At 67.4% G+C, this 20514-nt stretch carries 16 protein-coding genes; 6 read left to right on the top strand and 10 right to left on the bottom strand.

What is annotated here, in order from left to right; translation table 11 throughout:
• Nucleotides 1-201 precede the first annotated feature (201 nt).
• Genes D7T59_RS02890 through D7T59_RS02880 form a run of 3 tightly spaced genes read left to right on the top strand, consistent with a single transcriptional unit; the run spans nucleotide 202 to nucleotide 7519 of the window.
• Nucleotides 202-1368, top strand: coding sequence for an MdtA/MuxA family multidrug efflux RND transporter periplasmic adaptor subunit (locus tag D7T59_RS02890; protein ID WP_180851006.1), 1167 nt, complete (start codon nucleotides 202-204; stop codon nucleotides 1366-1368).
• Entirely contained in the window at nucleotides 1365-4463 is a 3099-nt protein-coding gene (locus D7T59_RS02885; RefSeq protein ID WP_180851005.1) for a multidrug efflux RND transporter permease subunit, read from the top strand. The genes D7T59_RS02890 and D7T59_RS02885 overlap by 4 nt, the downstream gene beginning before the upstream one ends.
• A complete protein-coding gene (locus tag D7T59_RS02880) occupies nucleotides 4460-7519 on the top strand; it encodes an efflux RND transporter permease subunit (protein WP_343203068.1) in 3060 nt (1019 codons plus the stop codon). Before D7T59_RS02885 ends, D7T59_RS02880 begins: the two co-directional genes overlap by 4 nt.
• A gap of 211 nt (nucleotides 7520-7730) precedes the next feature.
• Here D7T59_RS02880 and D7T59_RS02875 read toward each other — a convergent pair whose 3' ends face one another.
• From D7T59_RS02875 to D7T59_RS02845, 7 genes are all read right to left on the bottom strand, one after another.
• Nucleotides 7731-8804: a 3-deoxy-7-phosphoheptulonate synthase gene (locus D7T59_RS02875; protein ID WP_180851004.1), complete on the bottom strand. Its 1074-nt coding sequence runs from the start codon at nucleotides 8802-8804 to the stop codon at nucleotides 7731-7733.
• Between the two features lie 296 nt (nucleotides 8805-9100).
• Nucleotides 9101-9358 (bottom strand): hypothetical protein, encoded by a 258-nt coding sequence (locus D7T59_RS02870; RefSeq protein WP_164136789.1) that lies wholly within the window; start codon nucleotides 9356-9358, stop codon nucleotides 9101-9103.
• A gap of 39 nt (nucleotides 9359-9397) precedes the next feature.
• Complete coding sequence (locus D7T59_RS02865) at nucleotides 9398-9787, bottom strand: DUF6616 family protein (protein ID WP_164136790.1); 390 nt, start codon at nucleotides 9785-9787, stop codon at nucleotides 9398-9400.
• Nucleotides 9788-9833: 46 nt separating this feature from the next.
• Nucleotides 9834-10574 (bottom strand): DNA alkylation repair protein, encoded by a 741-nt coding sequence (locus D7T59_RS02860; protein ID WP_180851003.1) that lies wholly within the window; start codon nucleotides 10572-10574, stop codon nucleotides 9834-9836.
• Complete coding sequence (locus tag D7T59_RS02855) at nucleotides 10571-11065, bottom strand: MarR family winged helix-turn-helix transcriptional regulator (RefSeq protein ID WP_164136792.1); 495 nt, start codon at nucleotides 11063-11065, stop codon at nucleotides 10571-10573. The genes D7T59_RS02860 and D7T59_RS02855 overlap by 4 nt, the downstream gene beginning before the upstream one ends.
• Before the next feature lie 72 nt (nucleotides 11066-11137).
• Nucleotides 11138-12436, bottom strand: a complete 1299-nt coding sequence (locus D7T59_RS02850) for a sensor histidine kinase (protein WP_180851025.1) — start codon at nucleotides 12434-12436, stop codon at nucleotides 11138-11140.
• A gap of 32 nt (nucleotides 12437-12468) precedes the next feature.
• On the bottom strand, nucleotides 12469-13176 hold the full coding sequence (locus D7T59_RS02845; RefSeq protein WP_164136793.1) for a response regulator transcription factor: 708 nt from the start codon (nucleotides 13174-13176) through the stop codon (nucleotides 12469-12471).
• A 106-nt stretch (nucleotides 13177-13282) separates the two neighbouring features.
• On the opposite strand from D7T59_RS02845, the gene D7T59_RS02840 reads away from it, so the two are divergent.
• Together D7T59_RS02840 and D7T59_RS02835 are read left to right on the top strand one after the other, a co-directional pair.
• Entirely contained in the window at nucleotides 13283-14212 is a 930-nt protein-coding gene (locus D7T59_RS02840; protein WP_239506880.1) for a pepsin/retropepsin-like aspartic protease family protein, read from the top strand.
• 70 nt (nucleotides 14213-14282) lie between these two features.
• A complete protein-coding gene (locus D7T59_RS02835) occupies nucleotides 14283-15446 on the top strand; it encodes a serine hydrolase domain-containing protein (RefSeq protein WP_180851002.1) in 1164 nt (387 codons plus the stop codon).
• Between the two features lie 100 nt (nucleotides 15447-15546).
• On the opposite strand, the gene D7T59_RS02830 is transcribed toward D7T59_RS02835, so the two are convergent.
• From D7T59_RS02830 to D7T59_RS02820, 3 genes are all read right to left on the bottom strand, one after another.
• A complete protein-coding gene (locus D7T59_RS02830) occupies nucleotides 15547-16158 on the bottom strand; it encodes a DUF6445 family protein (RefSeq protein WP_180851001.1) in 612 nt (203 codons plus the stop codon).
• A 132-nt stretch (nucleotides 16159-16290) separates the two neighbouring features.
• Nucleotides 16291-17940, bottom strand: a complete 1650-nt coding sequence (gene groL / locus D7T59_RS02825; protein WP_075676061.1) for a chaperonin GroEL — start codon at nucleotides 17938-17940, stop codon at nucleotides 16291-16293.
• Nucleotides 17941-18023: 83 nt separating this feature from the next.
• Nucleotides 18024-18311, bottom strand: a complete 288-nt coding sequence (locus tag D7T59_RS02820) for a co-chaperone GroES (RefSeq protein WP_049427125.1) — start codon at nucleotides 18309-18311, stop codon at nucleotides 18024-18026.
• Between the two features lie 358 nt (nucleotides 18312-18669).
• Here D7T59_RS02820 and D7T59_RS02815 point away from each other — a divergent pair, with 358 nt between their 5' ends.
• A complete protein-coding gene (locus D7T59_RS02815; RefSeq protein ID WP_180851000.1) occupies nucleotides 18670-20460 on the top strand; it encodes an endonuclease in 1791 nt (596 codons plus the stop codon).
• Nucleotides 20461-20514: the final 54 nt, after the last annotated feature.

Here is a 20514-nt window from a genome sequence, read left to right as displayed (position 1 = left end):
CGACCGATTGCGTTGCATGACCAAGGTCACGCGGCGACGGTTCGCGTAAACCGCTACCATTGGCGCCCCGTCGCACGCGCGACGGCATCCAGCCACGCCGCGCCCGCGGCCCCGCCAGACACTCCCTCCCCGCTGCCCGTGGTGCCGTGAACGCGCCGACGGGCCCGCATGTCCCTGCGTGCGCAGGGCGCAGGATGCCCCATGTCTGTCGCCGAAAATTCCCGCTTCCGCCGTGCCCGCTTGTTGTGGGCGGTGCTGGCCCTTGCCCTCGTCGCCCTTCTGGCGTGGTGGCTGTGGCCCCGGAACGACGCCGGCAGCCGCGACGATGCGCCGGGCAAGACGGTGCCGGTACGCGTGGCGCGCGCCAGTGCCGAGCCGCTGGTGCTGCGCCTGAAGGCGGTCGGTACGGTCACCCCGCTGCACAGCGTGGTGGTGCGCAGCCGCGTGGATGGCGAACTGCTGCGCCTGCACTTCCAGGAAGGGCAGCAGGTGAACGCCGGTGACCTGCTGGCGCAGATCGACCCACGCCCGTATGAAGTGAAGCTGGCGCAGGCCCAGGGCACCCAGCAGCAGAACCTGGCCGAGCTGGAAAACGCCGAACGCCAGCTGCAGCGCTACCGCGAACTGCAGAAGCAGAACTACGTGTCCGGGCAGGAACTGAGCGACCAGCAGAGCAAGGTGCGCCAGCTGCAGGGCCGCCGGCTCAGCGACCAGGCGTCTGTTGATGAAGCACGCCTGCAGCTGCAGTACACCCGCATCACCGCGCCGGTCAGTGGCCGCGTCGGGCTGCGGCGGTTGGACGTGGGCAACCTGGTACGCGCCAGCGATGCCGAAGGCCTGGTGACGCTGGCGCAGACCGCGCCGATCAGCGTGCTGTTCACCGTGCCCGAACCCAAGCTGCCTGCGCTGCTCGACGCCGTGCAGGCGCAACCGGCGCTGGCGGTGGAAACCTGGGACCGCGAAGAACGCCGGCAGCTGGCCCGCGGCTCGTTGTCCAGCCTCGACAACCGCATCGATACCACCACCGGCACGCTGAAGCTGCGTGCGCACTTCGACAACCACGACCTGGCGCTGTTCCCCAACCAGTTCGTCAACGTACGCCTGCAGCTGGGCGAGCAGCCCGCGCTGCTGATTCCCGATGCTGCCGTACAGTTCGGCACCCAGGGCAACTACGTGCATGTCGTCGGCAAGGACAACAAGGCGCAGCGGCGCGTGGTAGTGCTCGGCCCTGCCGATGACGGCCGCGTGGCCGTGCGTTCGGGCTTGGCCGCAGGTGACCAGGTGGTGATCGAAGGCATCGACGGACTGGAAGACGGCACGGCGGTGGAGATCATCAGCGGGGAGGCCGCGACCAGGGCCGGCACATGAACCTCTCGCGTCCGTTCATCCTCAGACCTGTCGCCACCACGCTGCTGATGGTGGCGCTGCTGCTGTCCGGCGTGCTTGCCTATCGCCTGCTGCCGGTGGCCGCGCTGCCACAGGTCGACTACCCGATCATCCAGATCACCACGCTGTACCCCGGTGCCAGCCCGGAACTGACCACGCGCACGATCACTGCGCCGCTGGAGCGTCAGCTCGGGCAGATTCCCGGCCTGAAGCAGTTGTCGTCCACCAGTTCCGGCGGCGCGTCAGTGATCACCCTGCAGTTCGGCCTGGAGGTGTCGCTGGGCGTGGCCGAACAGGACGTGCAGGCCGCGATCAACGCCGCCGGCAGCTTCCTGCCCGGCGACCTGCCGGTGCCGCCGGTGTACCGCAAGGTCAATCCGGCCGATACGCCGATCCTGACCCTGGCGGTGACCTCGCAGGGCCTGTCGCTGCCACAGGTGCATGACCTGGTGGATACGCGCATCGCGCAGCGCCTGGCGCAGCTGCCCGGTGTCGGCCTGGTCAGCCTGGCCGGTGGCCAGCGCCCTGCCGTGCGCATCCAGGTCAATCCGGCGGCACTGGCCGCCAACGGCCTGGGCATGGACCACATCCGCACCGCGATTGCTGCGGCCAACGTCAACCTGCCCAAGGGCAGCTTCGACGGTCCGATCCGCGCGGTGATGCTCGATGCCAACGACCAGATGCGCAGCGTGGCCGAATACCGCGCACTGCTACTGGCCTGGCGCGATGGCGCGCCGCTGCGGCTGGGCGATGTCGCCACCATCACCGATGGTGCCGAGAACCGCCAGCTGGCCGCATGGAGCGGCACCACGCCGGCGGTGCTGGTGAACATCCAGCGCCAGCCCGGCGCCAACGTCATCGCCGTGGTCGAACAGGTGCGCGCGTTGCTGCCGCAGCTGCAGGCCACGCTGCCGGCCGGCGTGCAGATGAACGTGCTGAGCGACCGCACCGAATCGATCCGCGCGTCGGTGCGCGGCGTGCAGAAGGAACTGGTGCTGGCCATCGGCCTGGTGGTGCTGGTCACCTGGGTATTCCTGCGCAACCTGCCGGCCACGCTCATTCCCAGCGTCGCAGTACCACTGTCGCTGATCGGTACCTTCGCGGTGATGCTGCTGGCCGGCTATTCACTCAACAACCTCACGCTGATGGCGCTGACCATCGCTACCGGCTTCGTGGTGGACGATGCCATCGTGATGCTGGAGAACATCGCCCGCCATCTGGAGGAAGGTGAAAGCCCGCGCGATGCAGCGCTGAAAGGCGCAGCCGAGATCGGCTTCACCCTGGTGTCGCTGACCGTCTCGCTGATCGCAGTGCTGATCCCGCTGCTGTTCATGGCCGACCTGGTGGGTGCACTGTTCCATGAGTTCGCGGTGACACTGGCGGTGGCCATCGGCATTTCGCTGCTGGTCTCGCTGACACTGACGCCGATGCTGTGCGCGCGGTTCCTGAAGCCGCACGCGAAGGGGTCAGAGCCCCAAGGGGCTCCGCCCCCGAAGCGCGACGTGTTCGACCGCATCATCGCCCTTTACGACCGACAGCTGCGCTGGGTGCTGCAGCGCCAGCCGCTGATGCTGCTGGCCACCATTGCCACCCTCGCACTGACCGTGGCGCTGTACTTCGCCGTGCCCAAGGGCTTCTTCCCTGTGCAGGATGCCGGCCTGGTGCAGGGCATCAGCGAAGCCCCGCAGGCCATCTCGTTCCAGGCCATGCGCGAGCGACAGCAGGCGTTGGCGGCAGCCATCGAAGCCGACCCGGCGGTGGCCAGCGTGTCCTCGTACATCGGCGTGGACGGCAACAACGCCACGCTCAACACCGGCCGCCTGCTGATCGAGCTGAAACCGCACGGCGACCGCGATGGCGCCGCCGTGGTGATGGCGCGCCTGCAACAGCGCGTGTCGAAGATCCCCGGCATCAGCCTGTACCTGCAGCCGGTGCAGGAGCTGGGCATCGAAGACCGCATCAGCCGCACCCAGTACCAGTTCACCCTGACCACGCCGGATCTTGAAACACTGGAGCGCTGGACCCCGAAGCTGCTGCAGGCGCTGCGCCAGCAGCCGGCACTGCGCGATGTGGCCAGCGACCTGCAGATGCAGGGCCGGCAGGCACGGGTGAACATCGACCGCGATGCCGCCGCACGCCTGGGCGTCAGCGTTGAAGCGGTGGCCGACGCGCTGTACGACGCCTACGGGCAGCGTCAGATCTCCACCATCTTCACCCAGGCCAGCCAGTACCGCGTGGTGCTGGAGGCCGACCCATCGCGGCAACCGGGACCGGAAGCCATCAGTGGCCTGCGCGTGCGCAGCAGCGGCGGACAGACCGTGCCGCTGGGCGCAGTGGCACAGGTGGAACTGGGCCCGGCCGCCCTGCTGCGCAACCATGTCGGCCAGTTCCCGGCCGCCACTCTGTCGTTCAATCTCGCACCGGGCACGTCGCTGGGCGAGGCGATCGATGCCGTGCAGACCGCACGCACGCAGGTCAGCCTGCCCGAAAGCATCGAACTGCGCCTGCAGGGTGCCGCAGCAGCGTTCAGCCGTTCGTTGTCCTCCACGCTGTGGCTGGTCCTGGCCGCGGTGGTGGTGATGTACATCGTGCTGGGCGTGCTCTACGAGAGCTTCATCCATCCGGTCACCATCCTGTCCACCCTGCCCTCGGCCACGGTGGGCGCGCTGGCGGCATTGTGGGTGAGCGGGCGCAGCCTGGACCTGATCGCGGTGATCGGCATCGTGCTGCTGATCGGCCTGGTGAAGAAGAACGCGATCATGATGATCGACTTCGCACTGGACGCGCAGCGTACGCGCGGCATGACCCCGCGCGAGGCGATCCACCAGGCCGCGCTGCTGCGCTTCCGGCCGATCCTGATGACCACGCTGGCCGCGCTGTTCGGTGCCGTGCCGCTGATGCTGGCCAGTGGTTCCGGTGCCGAACTGCGGCAACCGTTGGGCTGGGTGATGGTGGGCGGGTTGCTGGTCAGCCAGGTACTGACCCTGTTCACCACGCCGGTGATCTACCTCGCCTTCGACCGCTTGCAGCGCGGCCGCGCGGCAGCAACCACCGTCGCTGAAGAGGCCAGCGCGTGACCCCTGTGGAGCGCCTGGCGCAGGCCTGCGTGCAGCGGCCTGTGGCCACGATCCTGTTGGCGGTTGCGCTGGTGCTGGCAGGCCTGCTGGCGCTGCGGCTGCTGCCCGTGGCACCGCTGCCACAGGTGGATTACCCGGCCATCGAAGTCAGTGCCAGCCTGCCCGGTGCCTCGCCCGAATCGATGGCGGCCACCGTGGCCACGCCGCTCGAACGTGCGCTCGGCAGCCTGCCCGGCATCTCGCGCATCGATTCGGCCAGCACCCAGGGCCAGACCCAGATCGAACTGAAGTTCGTGCTCGGCCGCGATATCGATGAGGCCGCACGTGAAGTACAGGCCGCGATCAACCTCGCCCGCGGCCAGCTGCCCAGTGGCATGCCGGGCATGCCGCAGTACCGCAAGGTGAACCCTTCGCAGGCACCTGTCCTGGCATTGGCACTGACCTCGGACACCTTGTCGCCCGGGCAGCTGTACGACCTGGCCTCCACCGTGCTGGCGCAGAAACTGTCGCAGGTACCGGGCGTTGGTGAAGTACAGGTCGGTGGCAGCGCACTGCCGGCGGTGCGTGTGTCATTGGATCCAAACGCACTGAACCATGCTGGATTGGCACTGGAGGACGTGGCGGGGGCCATCGCTCGTGCCAACGCAGTGCGCCCGCTGGGTGCGGTGGGCGATGAACGCCAGCAATGGCAGCTGGAAGCACCGCTGCAGCTGCGCCAGGCCACCCAGTACCGCGAGCTGGCGCTGAAGGTCAGCGACGACCGCACGCTGCGACTGGGCGATGTCGCCGCCGTTGCCGATGGGGTGGAGGACCGCTACGCCAGCGGCTTCCACAACGACCGCCCCGCCGTGCTGCTGATCGTCAGCCGCCAGCCCAATGCCAACATCATCGCCACCGTCGATGCCATCCAGGCGCAGCTGCCGCAGTTGCATGCACTGCTGCCCTCCCGCGTTGACATGCGCCTGGTGATGGACCGCTCGCCGGTGATCCGCGCCACGCTGCACGAAGCGGAGATGACGCTGATCCTGGCCATCGTGCTGGTGGTGCTGGTGGTGCTGGGCTTCCTCGGCCACTGGCGTGCGGCGCTGGTGCCCAGCGTGGCGATACCGGTGGTGCTGTTCGGTACGCTGGCGCTGATCGCGCTGATGGGATTCTCGCTCAACACGCTCTCGCTGATGGCACTGATCGTGGCCGCCGTGCTGGTGGTGGACGATGCGATCGTGGTGCTGGAGAACATCGCCCGCCATCGCGAACTCGGGGCGGACCGCTGGCAGGCTGCGGTACGGGGTGCGTCGGAAGTGGGTGCCACGCTGCTGTCGATGAACGTTGCACTGGCCGTGGTGTTCGTCTCCATCCTGTTCCTGGATGACTTCGTCGAACGCCTGTTCCGCGAATTCTCGCTGACTCTGGTAGCGGCGATGACGGTCTCCGTGCTGGTCGCGCTGAGCCTGGTACCGATGCTGTGCGCGCGATTGTTTGTCGATGCCGGGCAGCAGCCGTCACGCTGGCAGCGCGGCAGCAATGCGCTGTTCGAACGTGTGCGCGGCGCTTACCTGCGCACCCTGCAGGCCAGCCTGCGCCGGTTGCGCTGGCCGTTGCTGGCCTTCGTTGCGGTCATCGCGCTCAACGCGTGGCTGTTCCAGCAGGTACCCAAGGGCATCGTGCCCAAGCAGGACACTGCACAGCTGCGTGGTTTCGCCCGCGGTGATGACGGTCTGTCGTTCCAGGCCATGCAACCGAAGATCGACGCGTACCGGAAACTGCTGCTGTCCGATCCCGCCATCGAGGACATCATCGGCTACATCGGTGGCAGCAACGGCGTGAACAACGCCTTCATCATGATCAAGATGAAGCCACTGGCCGAGCGCAAGGTCTCCAGCCAGCAGGTGATCGACCGCCTGCGCGCGCGGCTGCCCAAGCTGCCCGGCGGCAATCTCTATCTGTGGGTGGACCAGGACATCCGCCTGGAGGGCGCCGGCAGCAGCGGCAAGTACGAATTCCAGCTGCTCTCGGCCGATACCGCGCCCCTTCGCGAATGGGCACCGAAGGTCGCCGCCGCACTGCGTGGCCTGCCCGAGCTGGTGGACGTGGAAGCACAGGGCGAAGCAGGCATGCGCCAGGTGGTGCTGGACATCGATCGCGAGGCGGCCGCGCGGCATGGCGTGGACCTGCGCACTGTCGCCAACATGCTCAACAACTCCTTCAGCCAACGCCAGGTTGCCACGCTGTACGACAGCCTCAACCAGTACCGCGTGGTGATGGAGCTGGACCCGAAGCACACGCAGGACCCGGGCACGTTGGCGCGGCTGCAGGTGATCGATGGCGATGGCCAGCGTATTCCGCTGTCGAGCATTGCCAGCTGGCGCTATGGCATGGCACCGGACCGGGTGTACCACAGCGAGCAGTTCGCCTCGATCTGGATAGAGTTCGCGCTGGCACCGGGGGTGGGCCTGGAACACGCCACGCAGGCGATCGATGGCGCGATGGGGAAATTGATGCTGCCACGTTCGGTCCAGGGAAAACTGTCCGGTGAAGCCGGTGGGCTGGATCAGCTTCGTTCGCGCCAGCTGTGGCTGGTGCTGGGCGCCACGCTGGCGGTGTATCTGGTGCTGGGCATCCTGTACGAGAGCTTCCTGCAGCCGCTGGTGATTCTGTCCACCCTGCCGTCGGCCGGCGTCGGCGCGCTGCTGGCGCTGTGGCTGTTCGGCAACGAACTGAACCTGATCGCCCTGCTCGGCCTGTTCCTGCTGGTGGGGGTGGTGATGAAGAACACCATCCTGCTGGTGGACTTCGCGCTGGCCGGGGAGCGGCGCGGGCTGACTGCACCGGACGCGGTGATGGACGCGGCGCGGTTGCGCCTGCGGCCGATCCTGATGACCTCGCTGGCGGCGCTGCTGGGCACGTTGCCGCTGATGCTGGCCAACGGCGAGGGCTGGGAGCTGCGGCAGCCGCTGGGCATCGCGATTGTGGGCGGGCTGCTGGTCAGCCAGTGGCTGACGCTGTACACCACCCCGGCGATGTATCTGGCGTTGGCGAGGTTGCGCACGAGACGGTGAACGGGGCAGCGCCATCCACGCATGGCGTGGATCTACCGGAGAGCCGCATCACCACCCCGGCGATGTACCTGGCGCTGTCGCACATACGCAGCGCCAGGCGCATCGCCGGTGCGGACGGATCGGCCTCCAACTCCGACCGACCCCGATCGCGGCCGCACCCCCGCAGGTGCTGGCCGCCATCCACACACGTGCCGCACTCAGGCGGCTTCCATCAGGCTGCTTCGGACACCTTCACTTCACGACGGGCGCGCACGGCCGCGGCCAGTCGCTCCAGCACCGTCACGGTGGTGTCCCAGTCGATGCAGCCATCGGTGATGCTCTGGCCGTAGACCAGCGGCTGGCCTTCCACCAGTTCCTGGCGGCCACCGACCAGATGGCTCTCGATCATCACACCGACGATGCGCTGTTCACCGTCTTCCAACTGAATGGCGATGTCCTCGATCACCTTCGGCTGGTTGTCCGGGTTCTTCAGGCTGTTGGCATGGCTGGCGTCGATCATCAGGCGGGTCGGCAGCTTGGCCTTGGCCAGCGCCTGGCAGGCCTCGGCGACGCTGCCTGCATCGTAGTTCGGCTGCTTGCCGCCGCGCAGGATCACATGACAATCCGGGTTGCCGGTGGTCGACACGATGGCGGTGCCGCCCTGCTTGGTGACCGACAGGAAGTGATGCGGATTGGAGGCCGCACCCACCGCATCGGCGGCGATCTTCACGTTGCCATCGGTGCCGTTCTTGAAGCCGACCGGGCACGACAGCCCCGAGGCCAGTTCGCGGTGCACCTGGCTTTCGGTGGTGCGCGCACCAATTGCGCCCCAGGCCACCAGATCGGCAATGTACTGCGGCGAGATCACGTCGAGGAACTCGACGCCGGCAGGCAGGCCCAGCTTGTTGATGTCGCGCAGCAGGCCGCGGGCGATGCGCAGGCCCTTGTCGATCCTGAAGCTGCCGTCCAGGTCCGGGTCGTTGATCAGGCCCTTCCAGCCCACCGTGGTGCGCGGCTTCTCGAAGTACACGCGCATGACGATTTCCAGCTCGCCGGCCAGTGCATCACGCAGCGGCTTCAGGCGCTGGGCGTACTCGATGGCGGCGTGCGGGTCGTGGATCGAGCACGGGCCGACCACCACCGCCAGGCGGTCGTCACGGCCATGCAGGATCTGGTGCAGGGCCGCGCGCGAGGCGCTGACGGTGTCGGAGGCTTCATCGTCACAGGGCAGCATCGCCAGCAGCTGGGCAGGCGGTGTCAGCGGTTCGATGGTGCGGATACGCAGGTCGTCGGTGTGCGGGGGCATTGGGGGGAGGTCTCCGGAACGTTGGGGGTCCCCAGCGTGGCGGCATGAAAAAAGCCGCCAGGTTCGCTGGCGGCTTTCGGGAATGCGTCTGAAGCTTTCTTCAGGGTGAGCGCAGTCCTTCCTCCGCCAGTGGCTTCGGAAAGTAATACCAGTAAAAGCTGGTGGGGGCTGCGTTCATGGGATCTATTGATAGCACAGCTTTTGCGCAGTGCAAAATGTTTCATCCGCAACTGGGGGCGCGGTTCAGCGAGTCGCGCGCCTGGGCGATGCATGCGGCACCAGGCACGCGAAGTCGCTCATCGGCCATGCACTTCCACGTCCAGCAGCAGGCCTTCATGGATGTCGGCCCAGCGCTCCAGCACGCGCCCCAGTTCCTGCCGGGCCTCATCCAGCTGCTCGGGATTGAGCAGGGAACGGGCGGTGTAGAGGTCGGACACCAGCCGCCGCAGGAGCGGTTCCGGGATCGCCACCGACGGCCCTTCCGCCTGCGGCAGCTGCAGCGCCGGGGTGTCGCCAAGCGGGCCGTACAGCGTTACCTGGAGCGTGCTCTGCATGATCGACTTCCGTGCGGATGGACAGGGGCAATGCACTGTTTACCGCGTCCGGGTGACAGGCGCATGTGCCATGCGCGTCCAGGGGCGCTGCTGCAGGGCAGCCAGATCGGCCAGGTGCTGCACCATCCCATCGTCCGCGCCGACGGCATTGGTGGTGGCGAAGTATTGATGCCAACCGGTGGCGGCGATGCCTTCCACCAGGGCGTCGGCGTCTTCCCGGCTCGCGCACCTCCAGACAGCGTAGAACTGCTCGCTGCCGCCCTGCACTGCACCCGCGGCAACGCGGCCCATCGCCACCGGCGTGATGCGGGCAGGATCGAACTGCTGCATGCCGGCGCCGATGCGGGCGAAGAAGGCGGTGCGCTGGTCAGGCGGGAGCACTGTCCAGGCAGGGGTGGCGGTGTAGAGCTCGATGAGGATGTGGGACATGGGGTTCTTCCTTGAGGATTCGGGGGTTGCCGGCCGGCGGCCGGCACTACCGCAGCGAGCGCAGCGCGCGCTTGCGGATGTAGGCGTTGGCACCGCCATCGTGTTCACGCTGCCAGCGCGCGCACAGATCGCGCAGCCAGTGCGGCCGGGTCTTGCCGGCATCGTTGAGCCAGTTGCCCACGGAGTCCTGCACGTAGCGCTCCGGGTCGTTGGCCAGTGCTTCCAGCACCGGCAATGCATGTTCCGGGTGCTGCTTGAACAGCGCGATATGGGTCGCCCAGACGCCGCGCGGGCGCAGCGTCTCGCAGGCGAAACGACGTAGATAGGGCGATGCCTGCTGCGTCCATGGCTGCAGGCACTCCAGCGCCTGCAACGGCGCAGCAACGATATCAGCACGCAGCGCCAGCCACGCCCACTCACGCACGCCGAAGTGCGGATCATCGGCGAACGGACGCATCGCCCGCAGCTTGGCCGGCAGCGTTGCGCTGGCATCGCTGCCAATCAGGTAGCAGGCCCAGCCACGCGCGGTATCGGACACATGATCCTGCCATTGCGCAGGATCGCCCTGCCCGCTTTCGCGCAGCAACCGGGCAGCCAGGGCCATGCGATGGGTGATGCCCCTGCCCTCAGCATCGCGCATGCGGTGCAGCGCGGCAGGTTCAAGTGCCGGTGCCACCGCCTGCAGCAGCGCAGCAAAATCCACCGCCAGGCATTCGGCCAGATGGCTGGCGGCGACGCTGCCAGTGTTGAGCGCATTCAATCGCTCGGCCGTCAGGATCCCGCTCATGCCCCGCGACCTGCATCGGTGTGCTGCCAGACCTTGTGCAGCAGTTGCGACAACTGCTGCTGTTCTTCCGCGTCCAGTCCACTGAACAAGCCCCCTATCCATTGCGTGTGCTGGTTGAACAGCGTCTCGGCCAGGCGTTTCCCCTGTGCGGTCAGCACGATCCGCAGGCGCCTGCCGTCTTCGGCGTCACTGCGTCGCTGCAGCAGCCCTTCGCGCTGCAGGCCATCGATCAGGCCGCTGACGGTGGCGCGGGTGACACCTGCGCGCTCGGCCAGTTCATGCGGTGGCAGCGCGCCACCGGCACCGTGCAGCAGGAAAAGCACGATGAAACGCCCTTCACTGAGCCCATGCGGCGCCAGGCGTGTGGCGCAGTCGCGGTCGATGGCCGATGACAGCGACAGCAGCTGGAAGCACAGGCGCAGCTGCGCGAGGCCGGCATGGCCGCGTCGTTGCGCTTCATCCAGCAGGGCGCTGTGCTTGGCTTCCAGCATGGCTCGTTCCAATATGATTAGGCGCCTAATCATATTTCAAAGCACAGGCCTGGCGTCAATATCCAGGTGATATCAGGAAACCGGCCCCAGCAGCAGGCGTGCGATCAGTCCACCGCCATCACGCTGCAGCAGCAGAAGCTCGCCCCCATGCCGTCGTGCGACGTTGGCCGCTACCGCCAGTCCCAGGCCGGTCCCGCCCGTGGCGCGGCTGCGCGAGCTCTCGCTGCGCTGGAAGGGTTGCAGCAGGCGGGCGCGGTCGTCCTCGGCGATGCCCGGGCCGCGGTCCATCACATCCAGCTGCAGGCGATTGCCTGCCATGGCGGCGTGCAGGTCTACCGCACCGGCGTAGCGGTCTGCGTTGTCGATGAGGTTGTCGATTGCCCGCCGTAGCAGGAGCGCGTCGCCCTGCCACGGCAGGTTGTCCGGTCCCTCGCTGGAGATCTCGACGCCGCGCAGCAGGGCACTGTGCACGCATTCCTCCAGCAACGCGGCCAGGTCCAGCGGCCGCAACTGCAGTGGTTGCAGTTCGCCACGTGCGTAATCGAGCACCTGCTCGATCATCGTATCCATGCGTTCGATGTCGGCCACCATCCGCGCGGCCTGTGCCGGCGGTGCGAACTCCGCACGCAGACGCAGGCCGGTCAACGGCGTGCGCAGGTCGTGCGCTACCGCGGCCAGCATGCGCGTCATGTCCTGGGCCTGTTCGCGAAGGCGCTCGCGCCCGCTGCTGATGGCTGCAGCCAGCATCTGTACTTCGCGCGGGCCGTCGTCCGGCAGCGGCGTGCCGTCCTGCAGTTCGACCCGTGCACTGGCCTCGGCCAGCCGCCGCAGCGGCCGGCCCAGGCGGACCGATGCCCAGGCGGCAAAGGGTGCCAACAGCACGGTCCCCGCTACCAGCGCCAGCACGACCTGCCGGCGCCACGCTGCCAGATCGCTGTGGTCGCTGCCCACCACCTGCCATTGACCATCGGCTTGGCGCACCGCCAGTTCGAACGGCGTCCACTGCATTGCGGTCAGCACCGCGACCTGCGCCTGCAACGCGTCCGCACGCGCTCTGGCGTCGAGCACAGCGCCACCTTCGATGACCTTCACATCCGGCGCTTTGCCGCGGCTGCTCCATACCAGCTTCACCTGCTCCAGCGGCTGGCCCAGCTGCGCGGCCACCAAGTGGGTAAGCCAGTCATTGCTGCTGCCCTCGGGCGGTGATGCGCGGGTTTCCAGGTGCAGGCCCAGCCCTGTGGCAGAGCGTTCACCACGCAGCACCTGCATGGCCTGGTCCAGCCGCATGGGGGGCGGTGCGGGTCGTGGCATCCAGCCCACCACCGCGACGCTGACCAGCGTGGCCAGCAGCAGGCTGGCCAGGGCCACCATCGCGATCCAGCGTGCGGTGGACCAACGAGCCCTCACAGCACGTGGACCTCGGCGCCGAAGCGATAGCCTTCTCCGCGCAGCGTCTGCACAAGCGCCTCCGCGCCGGGAGCCGCCTGGCCCAGCTTGCGGCGCAGCCGGCTGATCGCCAGATCGACGGCGCGGTCGACGCTGTCGCTGTCTTCGCCATGGGTCAACTGCAGCAGCTGCTCCCGTCCCAGCACGCGGCCAGGGCGCTCGGCCAACGCCAGCATCAGGGCGAACTCCCCCCGGCTGAGCGCGAGTTCACGGCCATCGGGAGTGAACAGGCGACGCTGATCGGGCAGCAACCGCCAGCCGGCAAACCGCAGTTCGCTGGCGACCTGGGCGCGCAGTTTGTCCTGCCGGCGCAGCAGGGCACGCACCCGCGCCAGCAGCTCGCGTGGATCGAAGGGCTTGGCCAGATAGTCGTCCGCACCCATTTCCAGGCCGATCACCCGGTCCGGTGCAGTCCCCATCGCCGACAGCATCAGGATCGGGATGGCCCGCGCCTGCAGCCGGCGGCACACCGAAAGGCCATCCTCGCCGGGCATCATCCAGTCCAGGATGATCGCGTCCGGACGCTCGCTCTGCAGCAGCACATCCAATGCCGCAGCATCGGCGGCCACGCGCACCTGGTAACCGTGCAGCAACAGGCAGTCGGCAATGGCATCACGGATGCTGGCATCGTCATCGACAACGATGACCCGGGCAGGAGTGTTCATGCCGCAAGTATCCTGCAGGCGTGTATCAGGACGGTATCAACGCCGATATTCCCGGGATACGCCGATGCGCGCCAATAGGCCTCCACCCCTGTTCTGGAGATCCAACGTGCGCCTGTCCGTTCTGCCCCTGCTTGCCGCTGCATTCCCCGCGCTGGCCGCCCCACAACCTGTACACGTGCTGCCGATGTGGATGCAGGGCAACCATCCGGCGGTGGCCGTCTCACTGAACGGAAGCGCCGAACCGCTGCGCTTCGTGGTCGACAGCGCGGCCGGGGCCACCCTCGTCGACGGTCGGGTTGCCCGCCGCCATGGACTGGAGGATGCCAGCGCGGCCACCACGCATGCGCAGGGAGCCAGCGCCCAGAGCGCGCCGCTGCAGCGCATGCGCACGGCCTCGTGGCGGATTGGCGGATGGCAGCCGCGCGTCAGCGGTGTGCAGGCCGACCTGTCCAATCTGCAGAAGGACGATGAACCCGCCGTCGACGGCCTGATCGGCAACGACCTCACCGGCCGTTGGGATACCCGCTGGGACTTCAGCCGTGGTGAGCTGGCGCTGTGGAAGCCCGGGCAGCTTGGCGTGGAGGGTCGCCAATGCCAGGCCAATGCACTGCCTGATCGGCGCGACGGCCTTGAGCACTTCGCCTTCATTACCGTGAAACTGGGTGACGCGGGAGTGGAAGCCATCGCGGTGGTCGATACCGGCGCCGCGCAGACCGTGCTCAATGCCGAAGCCGCCCGCGCACTGGGCCTGCGCATCGACGGCAGCGATGAGCGCCTGCGGGTGCGGGAGAAAGGCACGCAGGGACTGGGGGGCCAGCCGCAGGCGACGTGGTTGTACACCCTGTCCGGCATGTCCGGCACCGGTTGGCAGCATCCGGCGATGGAAGTCAGGATCAGCGAACTGTCAGTGTTCAGGTCCATCGGGCTGGAGGCTCGTCCTGCATTGATCCTCGGCGCCGACGCCATGGTCGCCAGTCAGGTGGACATCAGCGCCGGCGCCGCCCGGATCTGCCTGCGCCAGCCGGCGGCGACGTGACCCCGGCGGGCCATGACGCGGATGGCGGGCTGGCGTAGCATCGCGCCACGTCCCGCCAGGAGGTCCACGCATGCGCCGTGCTGCCCTGTTGTTGCTGACGCTGTTCCCGCTGGCGGTATTGGCCGCGCCGCCCCCGCTGCCTTCGCCGGCCCGCATCGATGCCGAAGCGCAGCGGTTGATGCAGGCCGCACAGGCGCGCGGCATGGCGCTGGCGGTGATCGACGGCGGCAGGGTGGTGCACGTGGCCGCCTACGGCGAGCGCAACGCCGCAGGCGAACCACTGCGCACCGATACGGTGATGTACGCTGCCTCGCTGACCAAGATGGCATTCGGCCATCTGGTTGCGCAGCTGGCGCAGGAGCGCAGGATCGATCTGGATGCCAGCATCGCCACAGCGCTGGACAAGCCGCTGCCGGACTATCCGCCCGAAACGAAGAAGTACGCCGACTACAGTGTGCTGGCCGATGATGCGCGCTGGCGCCAGCTTACCCCTCGCCTGCTGCTCAACCACGCCAGTGGCTTTGCCAACTTCGGGTTTCTCGAACCGGACGGCCGGCTGAAGTTCCACTTCGATCCGGGCAGTCGCTACGGCTATTCCGGCGAAGGGTTGATCCTGCTGCAGTTCGTGATCGAACGCGGGCGGCTGGGCGAGGATGTGGGCGCGTTGATGCAGCAGCGGGTATTCGACCGCTTCGGCATGACCCGCACCAGCATGATGTGGCGCCAGGACTTCGCCACCAACCTGGCAGACGGCTGGACCATGGACGGCAGCGCCGAGCCGCACGATGAGCGCAGCCGCGTGCGTGCGGCCGGTTCGATGGATACCACCATCGCCGACATGGCCCGCTTCGCTGCCGGCTACGTGCGCGGCGATGGGCTGTCAGGGGCGATGCGCAAGGAACTGGTGCGGCCGCAGCTGGCGATCACCACCGCCAGCCAGTTCCCCACCCTGCAGCCGGAGCTGCCGAAGGCGCAGCAGCGCAAGGACCTGGCGGCGGGTCTGGGCGTGGTGACGTTCCGTGGCCCGCAAGGCGCGGGCTTCTACAAGGGCGGCCACGATGATGCGGTGGGCAACACGCTGGTGTGCGTGGAGCGGCAACAGCGCTGCGTGGTGATCCTGGGCAACGATGTGCGCGCCGAAGCGACGTTCCCAGCGCTGGTGGCCTTCGTGCTGGGCGACACCGGCGTGCCATGGCAGTGGGAGTACGGCGCGACGAAGGCATTCGTCGAGTGAGGGGGGCGATGTCGGCCGCGTGGCGAGCGCGGCGGGATGGGAGCATCCACGCATGGCGTGGATCTACTTCGGCATCGGCTACTGCGTGGATGGCATTTCCTCAGCGCGCCTGCTCGAAGAACATCAGGTACACCAGCCTGCCATTCTCCGGCCGGTCGCCGAAGGCGGGGCCAGCGGTATGCCAGAACCACGGGCGCAGCAGCACCAGGCGGTTGAAGCGCATCGGGATGCGCATGGTCATCTCCCACTGGCTGTCGTCGACGCTGTCGCGCTCGATGATGTCGCGATGCATGTCGCCGCCGTTGGCGTAGCCCAGCGCAGCCAGCTCGTGGGGGTTCAGCGCCATGCGCTCGGTGTTGGTGCGGCGATGACGGAAGAACTCGGTACCGCCTTCGCAGTGCTCCGGAGCGCTGAGGTAGAGGATGCCGGACCAGTGCGAATGATCGGTGTGCACCTTGGCGCGACCGACATCGCTGGCCAGGGTCAGCCGGAACTTGCCGTGCGACTGCAGCGGATTGACCGGCCGCAGCGGCTCGTTGACCAACCGTGATGCGGCCTCGGACAGGCCATCCAGCTCCAGCCGTTCGAGCGAATTGCGGCCGGGGAACGCGCCCTCCTGTGCCGGGTAGGTCAGGCCCAGGCCGGCCTGGCGCAGGCCGTGCGCATCGGCCGGAGAGAGGAAGTCGTCGACGACGATGAACGAGGTAGGCATGGTCGCCGAGCGTAGCGACGCGGCGCCATGGCGGCAACCGGGCAACAAAAAACCCCGCCTCGCGGCGGGGTTCTTCTTTGCATCGGGAGACGCGCCGACCAGGGCCGGCAACGTCCGACGCGGGCGTGGACCTTAGAAGTCCATGCCGCCCATGCCACCCATGCCACCCATGCCACCGGCGCCACCCATGGCCGGCTCGTCCTTCTTCGGAGCTTCGGCAACCATGGCTTCGGTGGTGATCATCAGGCCAGCGATCGAAGCCGCGTTCTGCAGCGCCGAACGGGTCACCTTGGTCGGGTCCAGGATGCCGAACTGCAGCATGTCGCCGAACTCGCCGGTGGCGGCGTTGTAGCCGAAGCTGCCGGTGCCTTCCTTGACCTTGTTGATGATGACCGACGGCTCTTCACCGGCGTTGGCAACGATTTCGCGCAGCGGGGCTTCCATCGCGCGCAGGGCGATCTGGATGCCGTGGTTCTGGTCTTCGTTGGCACCCTTCAGGCCGGCCAGTGCGGTGACCGCACGGACCAGGGCAACGCCGCCGCCCGGGACCACGCCTTCTTCAACGGCTGCACGGGTGGCGTGCAGGGCGTCGTCGACGCGGTCCTTCTTTTCCTTCATTTCGATTTCGGTCGAAGCACCGACCTTGATCACGGCAACGCCGCCGGCCAGCTTGGCCACGCGTTCCTGCAGCTTCTCGCGGTCGTAATCGGAGGAGGTGTCCTGGATCTGGGTCTTGATCTGGCCGACGCGTGCGTCGACGGCAGCCTTGTCACCCACGCCATCGATGATGGTGGTGTTTTCCTTGGAAACCTGCACCTTCTTGGCGCGGCCCAGGTCCTTGATGGTGGCCTTTTCCAGCGACAGGCCCACTTCTTCGGAGATCACGGTGCCGCCGGTCAGCACGGCCATGTCTTCCAGCATCGCCTTGCGACGGTCGCCGAAGCCCGGTGCCTTGACGGCCACGACCTTGACGATGCCACGGATGGTGTTGACGACCAGGGTGGCCAGCGCTTCGCCTTCGACTTCCTCGGCAACGATCAGCAGCGGCTTGCCGGCCTTGGCGACGCCTTCCAGCACCGGCAGCAGGTCACGGACGTTGGAGATCTTCTTGTCGTGCAGCAGGATGAACGGGTCATCCAGGTCAGCGGTCTGCGACTGCTGGTTGTTGATGAAGTACGGGGACAGGTAGCCGCGGTCGAACTGCATGCCCTTGACCACGTCCAGCTCGTTGTCCAGGCCCGAGCCTTCTTCAACGGTGATCACGCCTTCCTTGCCGACTTCCTTCATCGCGTCGGCGATGATCTGGCCGATCGACTCGTCCGAGTTGGCCGAGATGGTGCCGACCTGGGCAATCGCCTTGTCGTCGGCGGTCGGCTTGGAGATGCTCTTCAGCTCGGCAACAGCGGCCACGACGGCCTTGTCGATACCGCGCTTGAGGTCCATCGGGTTCATGCCGGCGGCCACAGCCTTGGCGCCTTCGCGGATCAGGGCCTGGGCCAGCACGGTGGCGGTGGTGGTGCCGTCGCCAGCGTCGTCGTTGGTGCGGGAAGCGACTTCCTTCACCATCTGTGCGCCCATGTTCTCGAACTTGTCAGCCAGTTCGATTTCCTTGGCGACGGAGACGCCGTCCTTGGTGATGGTCGGGGCGCCGAAGCTCTTTTCCAGCACGACGTTGCGGCCCTTCGGGCCCAGGGTGGCCTTGACGGCATTGGCGAGAACGTTGACGCCGCGCACCATGCGCGAACGGGCGTCTTCACCGAAACGAATATCCTTGGCAGCCATTGCAGTTACCTCATTGGTAGCGCCGGGCCATGCCCGGCGGCTGGGTGTTTGGAATCAGGGGATGAAGCAGGTCGCGCCGAGGCTCAGCCGATGATGGCGAGCACGTCGTCTTCGCGCAGGACCTTGTACTCGACGCCTTCGCTCTTGTACGAGCTGCCGGCGTACTGGCCGTAGATGACCTTGTCGCCGACCTTCAGCGACGGCGCACGCACGCTGCCGTTGTCCAGCGGCTTGCCCGGGCCGACGGCCACGACTTCACCCTTGGTGGACTTTTCCTTGGCCGAATCCGGAATGACGATGCCGCCGGCGGAGATTTCGTCGGCTTCGATCGGCTTGACCACAACGCGGTCGTGCAGCGGCTTGATGCTCATGAGAGACCTCTTAAGTTATTGATTGGTCTGAAAAAGTCTGGCGATGTTAGCACTCACCCCAGGTGACTGCCAGCATCGCTCGCGAAAAAGCCCGATGAATCGGGAGCAGGACAGAGATGGAGCTGCCCCCGGGCCTTTCAAGGCCGTCTGCGGAAAAAATTTCCGCGCGGCCAGGCCCGCACAGTGCGTCCCTGCATGAAGACGTTCAGCCCGGTGAAACGCATCCATTCGCTCCTCGGCGCCCTCGACTTTTGGTGATCCGCGTCGCACTGTCAGATATCTGACGTTCATTTACGACAAAGTGTCACTGGATCGGCCTTAGGCTCGGCCGCGCATTCCCAATCACAAGGAGTTGTCGATGCGATTGCTGTCCCCGCTTGCCGCCGCCTGCCTGCTGGCGCTGGCCGCCGCGCCGGCCCAGGCCGAGGTCTTCATCAACGAACTGCACTACGACGACAGCACCGCCGCCGGTGACGTCGGCGAAGCGATCGAGGTCGTAGCCACCGCCGGCGAGGACCTGTCCGGCTATCGGCTTTACCTCTACAACGGCAGCAATCCTTCGGCCGCCACGGTCTACGCCAACAACCCGGTCCCGGCCGGCACCGCTGCAGGCTGCGGCAGCGCCAGCATCGCCGTGGTCAACTATCCGACCAACGGCATCCAGAACGGCCCGAACGACGGCATCGCGCTGGTCGATGCCAGCGGCAAGGTGGTCCAGTTCCTCAGCTACGAGGGCGCCATCACCGCCTCCGGCGGCCCTGCCGCCGGCATGACCAGCCAGAACATTCCGGTGGCCGAGACCAACAGCACGGCGCCGGGCACCTCACTGCAGCTGACCGGCAGCGGCAGCCAGTACGCCCACTTCACCTGGGCCGAGTCGGCCAGGCAGACCTTCGGCAGCTGCAACAACGGCCAGACCTTCAGCGGGGGCGGCACCCCGGGCCCGAACACGCCGCCGTCGGTGTCCACCACCACCCCGGCGCAGGGCAGCAGCACCTTCCCGGCCGCGGCCGATCTGGAAGTGGTGTTCAGCGAGACGGTGAACCTGGCCAGTGGCGCCTTCGCACTGAGCTGCGGCACCTCCGGCAGCGTGCCGCTCACGTTCCCCGCCAGCGGCCGCAGCGTGAAGCTGTCCACCAACACCGCGCTGGTGGCCGGTGAGGCCTGTCGCTTCGACATCCGCGCCGCGCGCATCACCGACCTGCAGGGCGCGCATCCGGCGGCCGACAGCCGCATCGCGTTCACCGTGGCCAGCACCGGCGGCAATCCGGACCCGGGCAACCCGGGCGTGCCGGCCGGCTACTACTCCAAGGTGAACACCTCCAGCCCGAGCCAGCTGCGCTGCTCGCTGCACGCCACCATCAAGGGCCACACCGCCTATCCGTACAGCGGCTCGGGCACCAGCACCTGGACCATCCTGGAGATTGCCGACGAGGACCCGAACAACCCGAACCGCATCCTCGACGCGTATCGCAACCGCAGCTACGCCAAGGTGACCGATCGCGCCGGCAGCGGCAGTGGCTTGAAGTACAACCGCGAACACACCTGGCCGAACTCGCTGGGCTTCGCCAGCACCACCGGTGACAAGGGCCTGCCGTACGCGCCGTACACCGACACCCACATGCTGTACCTGACCGATGCACAGTGGAACGCCGACCGTGGCAACAAGCCGTTCGCCAAGTGCGATGCCAACTGCGGCGAGCGCGCCACCGAGGCCAACAACGGCCAGGGCGGGGGCAGCGGTGGCTATCCGGGCAACTCCAACTGGGTGCGCACGCCGGACGGCAACACCGGCACGTTCGAGGTGTGGGGCAAGCGCAAGGGCGACATGGCGCGTGCGGTGATGTACATGGCTATCCGCTACGAGGGCGGCAAGGATGCGGCCACCGGCCAGTCCGAGCCGGACCTGGAGCTGACCGACGACCGCAGCAGGATCGTCAAGACCAGCAGTTCGCCGGCCTACATGGGCCTGCTGTCCACGCTGATCGACTGGCACCTGTCCGACCCGCCGGATGATGCCGAGCGTGCGCGCAACGACGTGATCTACAGCTTCCAGGGCAACCGCAATCCGTTCATCGACCACCCCGAGTGGGCGACCCCGGGCCTGTTCACCTCGGCCAAGCCGGCTACCTGCCAGCTGGCCAACTGACCGCGCAACGCAGCGGTCCACTGCCGCCGCCGGGCCCWGACCCGGCGGCGGCCC

It is taken from the genome of Stenotrophomonas maltophilia (genome assembly GCF_013464915.1).
Taxonomy (GTDB): domain Bacteria; phylum Pseudomonadota; class Gammaproteobacteria; order Xanthomonadales; family Xanthomonadaceae; genus Stenotrophomonas; species Stenotrophomonas maltophilia_AT.
The sequence above is the reverse complement of the archived record's forward strand: the minus strand, read 5'-3'. Positions and strand labels throughout refer to the sequence as shown.